Source organism: Pseudomonas triticicola, from assembly GCF_019145375.1.
Classification (GTDB): domain Bacteria; phylum Pseudomonadota; class Gammaproteobacteria; order Pseudomonadales; family Pseudomonadaceae; genus Aquipseudomonas; species Aquipseudomonas triticicola.
Genome location: NZ_JAHSTX010000001.1, coordinates 1,086,587 through 1,099,809 on the forward strand (window position 1 = coordinate 1,086,587; position 13,223 = coordinate 1,099,809).

Below are 13,223 nucleotides of genomic sequence, written 5' to 3' on the forward strand. Positions count from 1 at the left end.
TCGCATAAGCCCTGCCTATAGATGGTGTCCTCATGCTGTTGCGACATTTGCGTTATTTGCTCGCCGTTGCCGATCACGGTGGCTTCACCCGCGCCGCCGAAGTGCTGCATGTATCGCAGCCGACGTTGTCGCAGCAGATCCGGCAACTGGAAGAAACCCTCGGCGTCAGCCTGTTTGATCGCACCTCGCGCACGGTGAAGCCGACGGATGCAGGCGCGGCTTACATTGAATGCGCACGGCGCGTGCTGGTGGAGCTGGAGGCCGGACAGCGCGCCTTGCACGATGTGAAGGATTTGTCGCGCGGCACCCTGCGCCTGGCGATGACGCCGACGTTCATGGCGTATCTGGTCGGGCCGTTGGTGCGTGATTACAGGGCACGGTTTCCCGGGATTCATCTGGAGATCTTCGAGTTGTCGATGGACGACATCGAGGCCGGGCTGGCGGACGACTCGCTGGATGTCGCGATCGCGTTTACGCCGGTGCGCAATGCCGATATCGAATGCATACCGGCGTTTACCGAGACGCTGGGCATCATGGTCGGGCCTGGGCACCCGCTCTATGACAGCCCTTCGGTGTTGACGTCGACGGAATTGGCTTCACTGGATTTCGCCTTGCTGGCGCCGGGCTTCATTACGCGATTATCGGTGGATGAGTATTTTCGTCAGCACGGGATTACGCCGCAGGTGCGGATTGAAGTGAATTCGGTGAGTACGTTGCTGGAAGTGGTGCGGCATGCGCCGCTGGCGACCATGCTGCCCGAGGCGATTGCCAGCGAAGACCGCGCGTTGCGCCGCTTGCGGGTCGACGGGGAGGCGCCACAGCGTGGCGCGGCGTTGTTGCGGCGCAGGAATAATTATCACAGTGTGGCGGCGTTGGCGTTTGTGGAACTGGTGCTCGGCATGAAAAGCCCCTCACCCTAACCCTCTCCCAGCGGGAGAGGGGACTGACCGAGGTGTTTGGTCAAGTTACGCCGACCTGAACCAGCTTCGTTGACTCATAATCGCCACGGTCATTCAGGTCTACGGTTGAGCTGAGGCAACTCGGTCGGCTCCCTCTCCCTCGGGAGAGGGCTGGGGTGAGGGGCGACGGGGGCACTCACCCCGCATAACTCAAAAGAACAACAAAGGGCCTGCTCCCAATCGGAAGCAGGCCCTTAGTCAAATAATCTACAACTCAATAAAACCGATCAATCACCCGAACTTCATTTTGGTTCTGCATCGAATCCCACGCCTGTTTCAGCGTCTGCAGCACACTTCCAATGAAGTCCTTGTCGGCCGCAGCCTTCTTGCCGACATAACCGTGGCCGCGGCGGTACATCTTCAGGCGGGCCAGCAGATTCTGGTGGTTGCGGTCGAATTCTTCTTCGCCAGCGTGGGGCGACAGGCAGTCGATGTGTACCTGGCCCGACTTGCTGATCCAGAGAATATGGCTGTCGTGGCTGTCTTTTTGCGCCGCGAACATACGCGCCAGTTCTTCGATGGTGGGTTGATTGTTCAGATTCATTGTTATGCCCCTTGACCAGTCTGGTGATCTTTCAAAGTTGATTCGCTAATACAGGTAGCCCATCGGTTAGTTGATCCCTGGCACCGAAACCAGGACGTCAGCGCTCGCCCGTATGAAGTACGGGGTCATGCATCTGTTGCATGTAGTCGTGTTGAATAACTGCTACGCAATAGCGTCACAACGAGGAGAAGCAGCGAAAACCGGGAGGCTCCTTGACGACAATCCAGTGTCGGCCACAAGCGTCTTGAGAATTTTCGCCAGCGCTTCTCGTCCTTGTACTGGACGTTCAGGCCAGGTCAGCTTCTTCAATCTGCCTTGTGGGCAGCGTGTATCCGGAAAAAACAACTCGGCGGTCAGACGAGTTTGCTCAAGCGTGTTACCAGTGCTCCCGATCGGGGAACGTCTTCATCATGCAAAAGCAAAACGATGCCGTCAACGGTTTTGTAGTGATTATTTTCAAGCACTACATATTGTCGGACAAAGCTGTTTTGGAATGAGAAAAGGTCCGTTTCGACAAAGTCGAGAAGGGAACCGCGAGGGATTCAGCGAGTCGTCGGACGCTCCGTGCGTTTGCGCGTACCGGCGGCTTTGCTGGCCGTCGACTTGCGCTTTTTCTTCCACGGCGCTGCGGCTTTGCCGGCAGGCGGCGGGCCGCTGATCGTCAGGCTAAGGGCGGAGCAGCGGCTGACCTGCTTGCTCATCCACGCAGCCTGTTTGGTGACGAATTCTTCCAGACTCATCTCGCCGCTCTGCACCATGTCCAGCGCCTGTTCCCAGATCGCCGTAGTGCCAGGATCGGCGATCGCGCGCGGCACTGCGTCGATCAGGCTGAACGCGGCAGGTGTCGCCGCCAGCGCCTTGCCGTTCTTCACCAGATAACCACGATCCAGCAGCCCTTGGATGATCGATGCGCGGGTAGCTTCCGTGCCGATGCCGGTGGTGTCCTTGAGTTTCTGTTTGAGCAGCGGATCCTCGACCAGTTTGGAGACGTTCTTCATCGCCTTGATCAGATCGCCTTCGGTGTAGGGTTTTGGCGGTTGCGTCCACAAATCCTTGAGATTCACTTTCGCCACAGCGCATTCGACGCCTTGGCTGAGGGTCGGCAAGGTTTGCGGTGCTGGTGCTTCGTGGCCCCTGGCCGGTGCCAGTGCTTCGGGCAATGCGCGCTTCCAGCCTGGTTCGATGATCTGCTTGCCGACCGCGCGCAACGCCTGCCCGTTGCAGTCGAAATCAGCCTGAGTGCGATCGTATTCGTGATTGGGCAGGAACTGCGCCAGATAGCGCGCGCGAATCAGCGTGTACACCGCGCGATGCTTGCCGGTCAGACGTTCGAGGTTCTTCGCGGCGATGGTGGGGATGATGCCGTGGTGAGCGCTGACCTTGGCGTCATTCCAGGCTCGCGAGCGCCGCTGCGGTTCGAGAAAACCCTGCAACGCTTCAAGGCTCGGATCGGCCTGGCGCAACGCGGTGAGGATCGACGGCGCCTCACCGTGCTGGCTCAACGGCAGAAAGCCGCAATCACTGCGCGGATAGGTGATGACTTTGTAGGTTTCGTAAAGGGCCTGGGCGATGTCGAGGGTTTCCTGCGCGCCAAGGCCAAGCTTTTTCGAGCAGACTTCCTGCAAGGTGCCGAGATCGAAGGGCAGGGGCGCGACTTCGCGCATGCGCTCGGTTTTCAGCTTGACCACCCGGGCGCTGTCCGCACTGTTGATCGCCGCTGCTGCCTGTTGCGCCAACGCCTGGCTCAGACAGCGATCCTGATCATCACAAACGTCTGACGGCGCGCGCCATTGCGCGCTAAACGCCGTGCCGTTGTGCAGCAAATCCACGTCGATTGCCCAGAACGGTACGGGGACGAAATCGGCGATGCTGCGGTCGCGGTCGACCACCAGTCGCAGGGTCGGCGTCTGTACTCGACCTACCGGCAATACACCTTGATAACCTGACTGTCGGCCAAGCAAGGTGAACAGTCGACTCATGTTCATGCCGATCAGCCAGTCCGCGCGTGAACGGCCCAGCGCCGAGTGATACAGGCTGAATGTTTCGGCTCCCGGTTTCAGCGCAGCCAAGGCCTTGCGAATCGATGCCTCGTCCAGCGCCGACAGCCACAAACGGCGGATCGGCCCGCGATAGCGGCAGTGCTCGACCAGTTCCCGGGCGATCATCTCGCCCTCACGGTCGGCGTCGGTGGCGATGATCAGTTCGCTGGCTTCGCCGAGCAGGCGCTTCACCGCTTTGTACTGGCTGGCGGTGCGCGGCTTGACGGTCATTTTCCACTTGTCCGGAATGATCGGCAGATCGGCCAGCACCCAGCGTTTGTAGCGCGCGTCGTAGGCGTCCGGCGGCGCGGTTTCGAGCAAATGGCCGATGCACCAGGTCACTGTGACGTCCGTCCCCAACCAGCAGCCGTCGCCGCGACGCCTGGCGCCGAGCACGGCCGCAATGTCTTTGGCCTGGGAAGGTTTTTCACAGAGGTACAGCCGCATATCTGCCATCGCTGGTTGGTGTGTGGAGTGCGCACAGGATGGCCGGAGTTGGCGGCGGCGGCAACTTTTATCTGTATGGATATACAGATAAAACAGTTGCCAAAGATTTTCACCGTTCGGCTGCAATCTCAACCCGACCCGAGCCCATCAGCTATACCTGAACCGGTCTCTTCGCCGTCTTCAGGAGAACCTCATGAAAAGCCCCAGCCCCGTGATCAGCGTCGAACAACTCAGCGGCTGCCTGCTGGTGAAGTTCCACGGTATTCAGGTCGCCGCGTCCTCCCACGCGCTGATCCTCAACGAAGCCAACTAACCGCCGGTGTACTACATCCCGCGCGAAGACATCGACGAAAAATACTTCGCCCGCACCGACCACACCAGCTATTGCCCGTACAAGGGCGACGCCAGCTATTTCAGCCTGCAAGTGCCCGGACATGAGGGTGCCAACGCTGTGTGGACGTACGAAAACCCGAAGGTCTCCGTCGCACCGATCCGCGACTACGTGGCCTTTTATCCGGACCAGGTGAAATTCGAAGTGATCAAGGCGGACGCCTGAGCAAAAAAATGGCGAGAGAATCGCTTCCCTCGCCATTGTGTCAGCGGGTTTTTCAGTTCTTGTCGAGATCGATATTCTTCGTCTCACGCAGACAGATCATCCCCACCACCAGGCTCACCCCGGTGATCAGCACCGGATACCACAGCCCGTAGAAAATATCCCCGGTGTACACCACCAGCGCAAACGACACGGTCGGCAGGAAGCCGCCAAACCAACCGTTGCCGATGTGATAGGGCAGCGACATCGAGGTGTAGCGAATGCGCGTCGGGAACAGTTCGACCATCAGCGCCGCCAGCGGCCCGTAGCACATGGCAGAGATGATGATCAGCGCGACGATCAGCGCGACGATCATCGGTTTGTTGATCTGTTGCATATCGGCTTGTTGCGGGTAGCCGGCGAGGGTGATCGCGCCGCGCAGTGCCGCCTCATCGAAACCATCCAGCTTCACGTCGCCGACACTCACTTGCACGGCGCTGCCCGCAGGCGCAGCGACGCTGGAGTAGGGCAGGCCTTGCTTGACCAGGAAGGTCTTGACCTTGTCGCAGGGGCTGTCGAATTTGGCCTTGCCCACCGGATCGAACTGGAAAGTGCAAGTGGCGGGGTCGGCGAGGACGGTGATCGGCGCCTGACGGCTGGCCTGATCGATTGCCGGGTTGGCGTAATGGGCCAGGGATTTGAAGATCGGAAAGTACAGCGCGGTCGCCAGCAGCAGGCCGAGCATCAGCACCGGTTTGCGCCCGACCTTGTCCGACAGCCAGCCGAAAAAGATGAAGAACGGCGCGCCGATCACCACGCTGATGATCAGCAGACTGTTGGCCACCGCCGGGTCCATTTTCAGGAACTGGGTGAGGAAGAACAGCACATAGAACTGCGCAGCGTAAAAGGTCACCGCTTGCCCGGCGTTGATGCTGAACAGCGCGATCAGCACGACTTTGAGGTTTTCCCATTTGCCGAAGGATTCGCGGATCGGCGCCTTCGAGGTTTTGCCTTCTTCCTTCATTTTCAGGTAGGCCGGCGACTCGTGCAGGCTCAGGCGAATCCAGGTGGAAATACCCAGCAGCACGATCGACAGCAGGAACGGAATGCGCCAGCCCCACACTTCAAACTGGTCGCCGGTGAAGTAGCGGCAACCGAGGACTACCAGCAGCGAGAGCAGCAGGCCGAGGGTCGCGGTGGATTGAATCCAACTGGTGTGGAAACCGCGTTTGCCGATCGGCGCATGTTCGGCCACGTAGGTCGCCGCACCGCCGTATTCGCCACCGAGCGCCAGGCCCTGAAGCATGCGCAGCACCACCAGAATGATCGGCGCGGCGATGCCGATGCTGGCGTAGGTCGGCAGCAGGCCGACGCAGAACGTCGCCACGCCCATCAGAATGATCGTCGCCAGAAAGGTGTATTTGCGCCCGATCATGTCGCCCAGGCGGCCGAACACCAACGCGCCGAACGGCCGTACGATGAAGCCGGCGGCGAACGCCATGAGCGCGAAGATGAATGCCGTGGTGTCGTTGACCCCGGCGAAGAACTGCTTGCTGATTACCGCCGCGAGGGCGCCGTAGAGGAAGAAGTCATACCACTCGAACACCGTCCCGAGTGACGAGGCGAAGATGACTTTCTGCGTGGCGTTGCTGGTCTCGGCGCTGCCCGCAGCGTCCAGCGGCTGAACGTGTTCTGACATATCGGTATCCCTCACAGTGATTGTTTTTGTTGTTCCACTGGTGTTGCGTGTCCGGTAATGCGCGATGCCTGAGTCTGGTGGTGATTCCTGTGGGAGCGAGCCTGCTCGCGAAAGCTTTTTGCCAGTCAACTCCTAGGCTGAGTGAGCTACCGCATTCGCGAGCAGGCTCGCTCCCACAGGGGAGATATCTGCAGATCTGGACAAAATCAGTTGTGCTGCCTTCTCGGCAATCATCAGCGTAGGCGAACAGGTATTGCCCGAGGTAATTCTCGGCATGATCGACGCATCGGCAACGCGCAGACCTGGCACGCCATGCACGCGCAATTGCGCATCGACCACCGCGTCACCGTCGTTGCCCATGCGACAGGTGCCGACCGGATGGAAAATCGTCGTGCCGATTTTCGCCGCCGCTTCATGCAATTGTTCTTCGCTTTGCAAGCTGTCGCCGGGCAGGTATTCGACCGGTTTGAACGCTTGCAGGGCAGGGGCGCTGACGATGCGCCGGGTCAGGCGAATTGCATCGGCGGCGACGCGCAGATCTTCTGGATGGCTGAGGTAATTGGGCTGGATCAGCGGCGCTGCTTGCGGATCGGCCGAGCGAATCTCGATGCGTCCACGGCTCTGCGGGCGCAGGTCGCACACCGAGGCGGTGAACGCCGGGAAGCTGTGCAGCGGTTCGCCAAAGCGCTCCAGCGACAGCGGTTGCACGTGATATTGCAGGTTCGCCGAGGTTTGCTCGGGGCCGGAGCGGGCAAACGCGCCCAACTGGCTCGGCGCCATCGACAACGGCCCGCTGCGGTCGTACAGATAACGCAGGCCCATGCCCATCTTGCCCCACACGCTGCCGGCGATCTGGTTCAGGGTGCGGGCGTTTTCCAGCTTGTAGATCAGGCGCAGTTGCAGGTGATCCTGCAGATTGCCGCCGACGCCCGGCAGCTCGTGAATCACGCCTATCCCTAAGCGTTCGAGCAGCGGCCGCGGACCGATCCCGGAGCGCTGCAGAATGCTCGGCGAACCGACCGAGCCGGCGCACAAGACAATCTCCTTGCGCGCCTTGAACTGTCTGGTCTGGCCTTCATGCTGCGCGCTGACTTTCGCCGCGCGGCCATTCTCCAGCAAGACACGATCAACCTCGACGCCGGTCAGCACAGTCAGGTTCGCCCGGCGGCGCAGCGGCTTCAAGAAGGCCTTGGCCGCGTTCCAGCGCACCCCGGCTTTCTGGTTGACCTGAAAGTAACCGCAGCCCTCGTTGTCGCCTTGGTTGAAGTCATTGATGCTGGCGATGCCGCTTTGCTCGGCAGCGCTGCGAAAGGCATCCAGAATCGGCCACGACAGGCGCTGCTGTTCGACCCGCCATTCACCCTGATCGCCATGAAACTCGGCGCCGCCGGCAAAGTGGTTTTCGCTCTGTTTGAATAGCGGCAGCACATCCTCCCAGGCCCAGCCCGGATTGCCAGCGGCCGCCCAGCCGTCATAGTCGCCGGCCTGGCCGCGCATATAGATCATGCCGTTGATCGACGAACAGCCGCCCAGCACCTTGCCGCGCGGATAACTCAGCGCGCGGCCATTGAGGCCGGGTTGTTGTTCGGTTTTGAAGCACCAGTCGGTGCGCGGATTACCGATGCAGAACAGGTAACCCACAGGAATGTGAATCCAGGCGTAATTGTCGCGTCCGCCGGCTTCGAGCAGCAACACCCGCTGCTGTGGATCCGCAGAGAGCCGGTTGGCCAGCAAGCACCCGGCAGGGCCGGCGCCGACCACGATGTAGTCGAATTCATCCAGGGACGTGTGCATGCCCTGACCTCGCTTTTTGTTTTTATTGTCGGACACTCTAGTTGTTAGCTTTCGTTAAAAGAATGTTAGTTTTTGCGCAGCCGCTGTGCGTTTTCAAACAGCCCGAAGTGACGATAGCTGACAAGGATCTGCCATGTTCGACTGGAACGACCTGCGCTTTTTTCTCGAGCTGCAACGCAGCGGCCGCCTGCTCACCGCTGCGCGCCGGCTCAACACCACCCACGCGACGGTGGCGCGGCATATTGAATCGATCGAGAAAAGCCTCGGCACGGCGCTGTTCGTCCAGCACGCCCAAGGCTATGAAATGACCCCGGCGGGGGAGGCGCTGCTCAAGCACGCCGAGGCGATGGAAAACGTCGCGCTGCTGGCGCAGGAAGAAATCACCCAGTCCACCGCGCCGCTGGGCAAGATCCGTGTCGGCGTCACCGAAGGCCTTGGCATCAAATTCCTCGCCAGTCGCATGATCGGTCTGTTCGAGCGCTACCCCGGGCTGGAAGTGGAACTGGTTGCCGTACCGCGCTTTGTCAGCATCCTCAACCGCGAAGCGGAAATCAGCATCCACCTCGAACGGCCATCCGCCGACATGCTGGTCACGCGCAAACTCACCGACTATCGACTCGCGTTGTATGCCAGCCAAACCTACCTCGACAACGCACCGCCGCTGCACAGCCGTGAAGACCTGGGCCGGCATGCGTGGATCGGTTACGTTGACGACCTGCTGTTCAGTCAGGAACTGATGTTCCTCAACAGCTTCTGCCGCAGCCCGCGCGTGGTGTTTCACAGCACCAGCGTCATTGCCCAACAGGAAGCGGCGCGCTCGGGGTTGGGCATCGCCGTGCTGCCGTGTTACATGGCCGCGTCCGACCCGGATCTGGTGGTGCTGTTGCCGGATGAAAGCATCGAGCGCAGTTACTGGATCAGCACGCGGCGGGAGTTGCATAAATCCGTGCGGCTGCGAGTGGTCTGGGATTATGTGGTGGGGTTGTGTGAGGCCGAGCAGGGCCTATTGCGCGGTTAACCAGATGCACCCCGTCCCCCTGTGGGAGCGAGCCTGCTCGCGAAAGCGGTGTATCTGATACGCAAACCTCGCCTGACCCACCGCCTTCGCGAGCAGGCTCGCTCCCACAGGGTTATTCATCGTGGCTGCTTGCGCGGGTTGATAAATATATGGATATCCGTATATTCGTTATCCCGCATATGGCGAGCCGATCACCATGATCACCCCCACCGAAGTCTTCAAAAGCCTCGCCGACGAAACCCGCGTCCGCGCCATCCTGCTCATCGCCGAGCAAGGTGAACTCTGCGTTTGCGAGTTGATGTGTGCGCTTGACGACAACCAGCCGAAAATCAGCCGCCATCTCGCGCAACTGCGCAGTAACGGTTTGCTGCTCGACCGCCGTCAGGGCCAGTGGGTGTATTACCGCCTCAATCCGGAACTGCCGGCATGGATTGGCGAAATCCTCCAGCTGACATCCAAGGCCAATGCCGATTGGCTCAAGGACAACGCCGCGCGCCTGCAGAACATGGATGGCCGTCCCGTGCGCGAACGCGCCTGCTGCTGAATCTTCCACTATCTACGGAGCGCATCGATGCGAGTCCTGTTCATGTGCACGGCCAATAGCTGCCGCAGCATTCTTTCCGAAGCCATGTTCAATCACCTGGCTCCCGCTGGTTTCCAAGCGGTGAGTGCCGGCAGTTTTCCCAAAGGCCAGGTTCTGCCGCGCAGCCTGTCGACGTTGCAAAAGCACGGCATCGCCATCGACGGGTTGCACAGCAAAGGCAACGATGCCTTCTCAAACAACCCGCCGGATATCGTCATCACTGTCTGCGACAAAGCCGCCGGCGAAACCTGTCCGGTGTATTTCGGTCCGGCACTGAAAACGCATTGGGGACTGGAAGATCCGTCCGAAGTGCAGGGCGACGAAGCGGCAATCGACGCGGCATTCCAAGCCACTCTGATGCGCATCGGTGAACGCTGCCAAGCCTTCCTCGATCTGCCGTTTCACTCGCTCAGTCGCGAGCAACTGAAAGCCGAACTCGACCGCATCGGCACGCTGTAAGGAGGCTTCATGTCAGACCATCTGCCCAACCTCGACGCAAGTCTGTTCGACGCTGTTAAGCCATCGAATGTCGGCGAACACAAACCGCGCATCCTTCTTCTCTACGGCTCGACCCGCGAGCGCTCATTCAGCCGTTTGCTGGTCGAGGAGGCCGCGCGCCTGCTCGAACACTTCGGCGCCGAAACGCGGATCTTCAACCCATCCGGTTTGCCATTGCCCGACGACGTCCCGGTCGACCATCCCAAGGTCCAGGAACTGCGCGATCTGGTGTTATGGTCGGAAGGGCAGGTCTGGTGCTCACCAGAACGCCACGGCGCGATGTCCGCCGTGTTCAAGGCGCAGATCGACTGGATCCCCCTCGAACTCGGCGCTGTGCGCCCGACCCAGGGCAAAACCCTTGCCGTGATGCAAGTCTGCGGCGGCTCGCAGTCGTTCAACGTGGTCAATCAACTACGCGTCCTCGGCCGCTGGATGCGCATGTTCACCATCCCCAACCAATCCTCGGTGCCGAAGGCCTATATGGAATTCGACGAAGAAGGGCGGATGAAACCCTCGCCGTTCTACGACCGTGTGGTGGATGTGATGGAAGAACTGGTCAAGTTCACCGTGCTGCTGCGTGGGCAGCAGGTGCATCTGGTGGACCGCTATTCCGAGCGCAAGGAAAGCGCTGAACAGTTGATGGCGCGGGTTAACCAGCGTTCGATCTGACCCGCCATCCCCAGCCAGGCTCATTCCTTTTTGGGAGTGAGCCTGCTCGCACTGACGCTCCATGGCTGGCACACCGCCACGGCTTGCACCGCCCCCTCCCGGCTGTCACCCTTCTGGCCGTTCTTCAAGGATCAGAAGGAATCAAGGATTGAGTGGCTACGTTCCAAACCCGCCGAAAAACTATCGCTACGAAGAAGCCAAACCCGTCGACATACACGCCCAGCATTGGGCCGAGTATGAGAAGCATGGGAAAAAGCCCGCGCGCGAGCCTGAGAAAATCGGAATTGCGTTGAGGATCGGGGTGTTCTTTGATGGCACGGGCAACAACGCGAACAACTCAGCTGCGGGGTTGTTGTGTGGTGCTCAGCATCCGATTGCGCCTGAGGATATTCCCGTCAGTTGCCAGCCTTATATGGGTGATCCGGATAGTAGTTATGGTAGCGATGTCAGCAATGTGAAGAAGCTGAGCGAACTGTATGGAGCAATACGACTCGCTGAGGGAGAAGGGCCACGAAAGAGAGCTTTCGGTATGGTCTACATCGAAGGTATAGGTACCCGTTCAGGTAAAGAAGACAGTAAATTCGGCGCCGGTACAGGACGTGGTGAAACCGGCGTTGCAGGGCGAGTCCAGTCCTGTTTCGCGGTGATCGAACAGCGTATCACTGAAGTATTGGACAAAAATCCCGGTAGTGAAATTGCTTCGTTGACTTTCGACACGTTTGGCTTTAGTCGCGGTGCCGCAGCCGCCAGACATTTCGCCAACGAGATAGTGCGTGGCAAACAAGGGCCTTTAGGCGACATTCTCCGCAGTATGTCCGATGCCCTCAGTTCGACCTTTGTTGATCAGTATCACAGCGACATCAACGTGGGCTTCATTGGGCTGTTCGACACGGTACCGTCGATTGCTGGATGGTCCAATCTGGGCAACATAAAAAGCGCAGTCGCAACGGGGGTCAAACTCTATCTCGACCGACGTTATTTCACCGACGTTGTGCAGTTGGCTGCGCGGGATGAGTGCAGGGCTAACTTTGCTCTCAATCGAGTAGCGATGGATCATCCGGAAATCGTCTTGCCGGGTGTGCATTCCGATGTGGGTGGAGGTTACCTTGAGGACGCTGAAGAGTGTGTTCTCGTTAGCCCAATGCAGACGCTAGAGGTCGGTACGTATACTGACGTCGCTACCACATCGATCTACCAGGATGCGATCAATGTGAGAAATCAGTGGCTAGCCAAGGGTTGGCCGCTCGAAAATCTCGACATCGTTACGCCACCGCCATTACTGCTACCGGTCAGCCCTCAGGATCGACTTAGTCCTCAAGTCAAGCGAGTCTATGCGGCCGTCCAACTCAAGCGTCCGGTGAGTGGATTACTGTCGAGAGTGAGCCTGCGCGTGATGCATCAACTCGCCAGAGCCAAAGGCGTTCTCTTCGAAGACATTCCCGAGACGCCAGACTTCGCCGTTCCTGAAGAACTCAAGCCCATGTGTGATCGTTTTGTCTCCGGCGACTACAGCACCACGCCAGAGGAGGAGCAAATACTCAAACTCAAGTACATTCACACGTCCGCCAACTGGAACCATCCGCTTGGCAGGAGAGATGGGAGCGGCATCAGAGCTGTTTACATCAACGCCCCCACGGAAGATGCAATCCGAGTAAAGCACCCACACGTACCTGACTGGACGCTTTGGTAATGAAGTTATTTACAGCACTGCTGTGTACGCTTTTTGTGGCTGGTTGTAATGCAGACCCGCTGTCAGCAAAAAACGACCCTAAATCCCCTTGGTGGGAACTCGGTTTCACCGAACCCAACTACATGAAGGTCTGGGTTGAAGACACTGCTGTGGAAGATATAAAGGGAAAAACATTTCTGCGTACCGGTGGTGGATCGGCATCGGGCGGGCAACCTGAAGACGGCACCGAATCGGCCCGTGGTTGGGACGGAGTGGGCGCGTCCGCAAAAGCCGTGGTCGGCGCTGATCTCCCAAAAAGAATTTTTGTTCGCTGGCAGTCCATCGTAGAGCCTCAAACTTATCGGGCTTGGGTAGATATACCCGAAGAAGCCAGGCAAATGATGCGGGCTTCGGTCGCGCAGCGCTGCGCGAAAACACCAGAGCGGCGGAGTACCTATATTTCATCGGTCTATCTGGGCCTGGCGCCTGGCGGCGTTGTGCAGGTTTGGGTCAGAGACTCATGCCACCATCCTGTAAAAGTCGCCAGAGCCCAGGCGGAGATCGAGCCTTTAGGGCCGAGTCAGGGTAAGAACCAAGGACGCTACGCCTATCCCGTCAGCGAAAAGTCCAAGCGCTATATCGAGAAATTCGGCATTCCGTACGGAAGTTGGTAAGCGCTGAAACCGTGCTTCGTCCACTGTGCCGCCGCGCTCAATATCGATGCACGGCTGCCAGTGCACTGATCCGCTACCGGCTGTTTTGGTGAATAAAC

11 protein-coding genes and 1 pseudogene are annotated in these 13,223 nt (G+C 59.2%); 8 read left to right on the top strand and 4 right to left on the bottom strand.

Translation table 11 applies throughout. From position 1 onward, the window contains the following. Positions 1-32 precede the first annotated feature (32 nt). Positions 33-920 carry a transcriptional regulator CynR gene (gene cynR, locus KVG85_RS04985; protein ID WP_217863143.1) on the top strand — a complete coding sequence of 296 codons (888 nt, stop codon included), beginning with the start codon at positions 33-35 and terminating at the stop codon, positions 918-920. A 253-nt stretch (positions 921-1,173) separates the two neighbouring features. Here cynR and KVG85_RS04990 read toward each other — a convergent pair whose 3' ends face one another. Beyond that, on the bottom strand, positions 1,174-1,503 hold the full coding sequence (locus KVG85_RS04990; protein ID WP_071172771.1) for a hypothetical protein: 330 nt from the start codon (positions 1,501-1,503) through the stop codon (positions 1,174-1,176). A gap of 542 nt (positions 1,504-2,045) precedes the next feature. Next, on the bottom strand, positions 2,046-3,989 hold the full coding sequence (locus KVG85_RS04995) for a DNA topoisomerase III (RefSeq protein WP_217863144.1): 1,944 nt from the start codon (positions 3,987-3,989) through the stop codon (positions 2,046-2,048). 193 nt (positions 3,990-4,182) lie between these two features. Between KVG85_RS04995 and KVG85_RS05000 the strand changes: the two are divergent. After that, positions 4,183-4,545: pseudogene (locus tag KVG85_RS05000) on the top strand (DUF427 domain-containing protein). 52 nt (positions 4,546-4,597) lie between these two features. On the opposite strand, the gene KVG85_RS05005 reads toward KVG85_RS05000, so the two are convergent. Continuing rightward, complete coding sequence (locus KVG85_RS05005) at positions 4,598-6,220, bottom strand: MFS transporter (RefSeq protein ID WP_024013261.1); 1,623 nt, start codon at positions 6,218-6,220, stop codon at positions 4,598-4,600. 132 nt (positions 6,221-6,352) lie between these two features. Beyond that, the gene (locus KVG85_RS05010; RefSeq protein WP_217863145.1) at positions 6,353-8,014 is read right to left on the bottom strand and encodes a GMC family oxidoreductase; all 1,662 of its coding nucleotides are present in this window, start codon (positions 8,012-8,014) and stop codon (positions 6,353-6,355) included. A gap of 133 nt (positions 8,015-8,147) precedes the next feature. Between KVG85_RS05010 and KVG85_RS05015 the strand changes: the two genes are divergently transcribed. The 6 genes from KVG85_RS05015 to KVG85_RS05040 all read left to right on the top strand — a co-directional run bounded on the left by KVG85_RS05015 (position 8,148) and on the right by KVG85_RS05040 (position 13,125). After that, the gene (locus KVG85_RS05015) at positions 8,148-9,032 is read left to right on the top strand and encodes a LysR family transcriptional regulator (RefSeq protein ID WP_217863146.1); all 885 of its coding nucleotides are present in this window, start codon (positions 8,148-8,150) and stop codon (positions 9,030-9,032) included. Positions 9,033-9,228: 196 nt separating this feature from the next. Next, a complete protein-coding gene (locus KVG85_RS05020; protein WP_217863147.1) occupies positions 9,229-9,576 on the top strand; it encodes a metalloregulator ArsR/SmtB family transcription factor in 348 nt (115 codons plus the stop codon). 27 nt (positions 9,577-9,603) lie between these two features. Beyond that, positions 9,604-10,074, top strand: a complete 471-nt coding sequence (locus tag KVG85_RS05025; RefSeq protein ID WP_217863148.1) for an arsenate reductase ArsC — start codon at positions 9,604-9,606, stop codon at positions 10,072-10,074. Positions 10,075-10,083: 9 nt separating this feature from the next. Further along, complete coding sequence (gene arsH, locus KVG85_RS05030) at positions 10,084-10,782, top strand: arsenical resistance protein ArsH (RefSeq protein WP_217863149.1); 699 nt, start codon at positions 10,084-10,086, stop codon at positions 10,780-10,782. Between the two features lie 148 nt (positions 10,783-10,930). Next, positions 10,931-12,472, top strand: a complete 1,542-nt coding sequence (locus KVG85_RS05035; RefSeq protein WP_217863150.1) for a phospholipase effector Tle1 domain-containing protein — start codon at positions 10,931-10,933, stop codon at positions 12,470-12,472. Continuing rightward, positions 12,472-13,125 carry a DUF2931 family protein gene (locus KVG85_RS05040; RefSeq protein ID WP_217863151.1) on the top strand — a complete coding sequence of 218 codons (654 nt, stop codon included), beginning with the start codon at positions 12,472-12,474 and terminating at the stop codon, positions 13,123-13,125. The genes KVG85_RS05035 and KVG85_RS05040 overlap by 1 nt, the downstream gene beginning before the upstream one ends. Positions 13,126-13,223 lie beyond the last annotated feature (98 nt).

Excerpts from the sequence above, each read along its gene's own strand:
- cynR (WP_217863143.1), top strand. The coding sequence starts at position 33 with ATGCTGTTGCGACATTTGCGTTATTTGCTCGCCGTTGCCGATCACGGT.
- KVG85_RS04990 (WP_071172771.1), bottom strand. The coding sequence starts at position 1,503 with ATGAATCTGAACAATCAACCCACCATCGAAGAACTGGCGCGTATGTTC.
- KVG85_RS04995 (WP_217863144.1), bottom strand. The coding sequence starts at position 3,989 with ATGCGGCTGTACCTCTGTGAAAAACCTTCCCAGGCCAAAGACATTGCG.
- KVG85_RS05005 (WP_024013261.1), bottom strand. The coding sequence starts at position 6,220 with ATGTCAGAACACGTTCAGCCGCTGGACGCTGCGGGCAGCGCCGAGACC.
- KVG85_RS05010 (WP_217863145.1), bottom strand. The coding sequence starts at position 8,014 with ATGCACACGTCCCTGGATGAATTCGACTACATCGTGGTCGGCGCCGGC.
- KVG85_RS05015 (WP_217863146.1), top strand. The coding sequence starts at position 8,148 with ATGTTCGACTGGAACGACCTGCGCTTTTTTCTCGAGCTGCAACGCAGC.
- KVG85_RS05020 (WP_217863147.1), top strand. The coding sequence starts at position 9,229 with ATGATCACCCCCACCGAAGTCTTCAAAAGCCTCGCCGACGAAACCCGC.
- KVG85_RS05025 (WP_217863148.1), top strand. The coding sequence starts at position 9,604 with ATGCGAGTCCTGTTCATGTGCACGGCCAATAGCTGCCGCAGCATTCTT.
- arsH (WP_217863149.1), top strand. The coding sequence starts at position 10,084 with ATGTCAGACCATCTGCCCAACCTCGACGCAAGTCTGTTCGACGCTGTT.
- KVG85_RS05040 (WP_217863151.1), top strand. The coding sequence starts at position 12,472 with ATGAAGTTATTTACAGCACTGCTGTGTACGCTTTTTGTGGCTGGTTGT.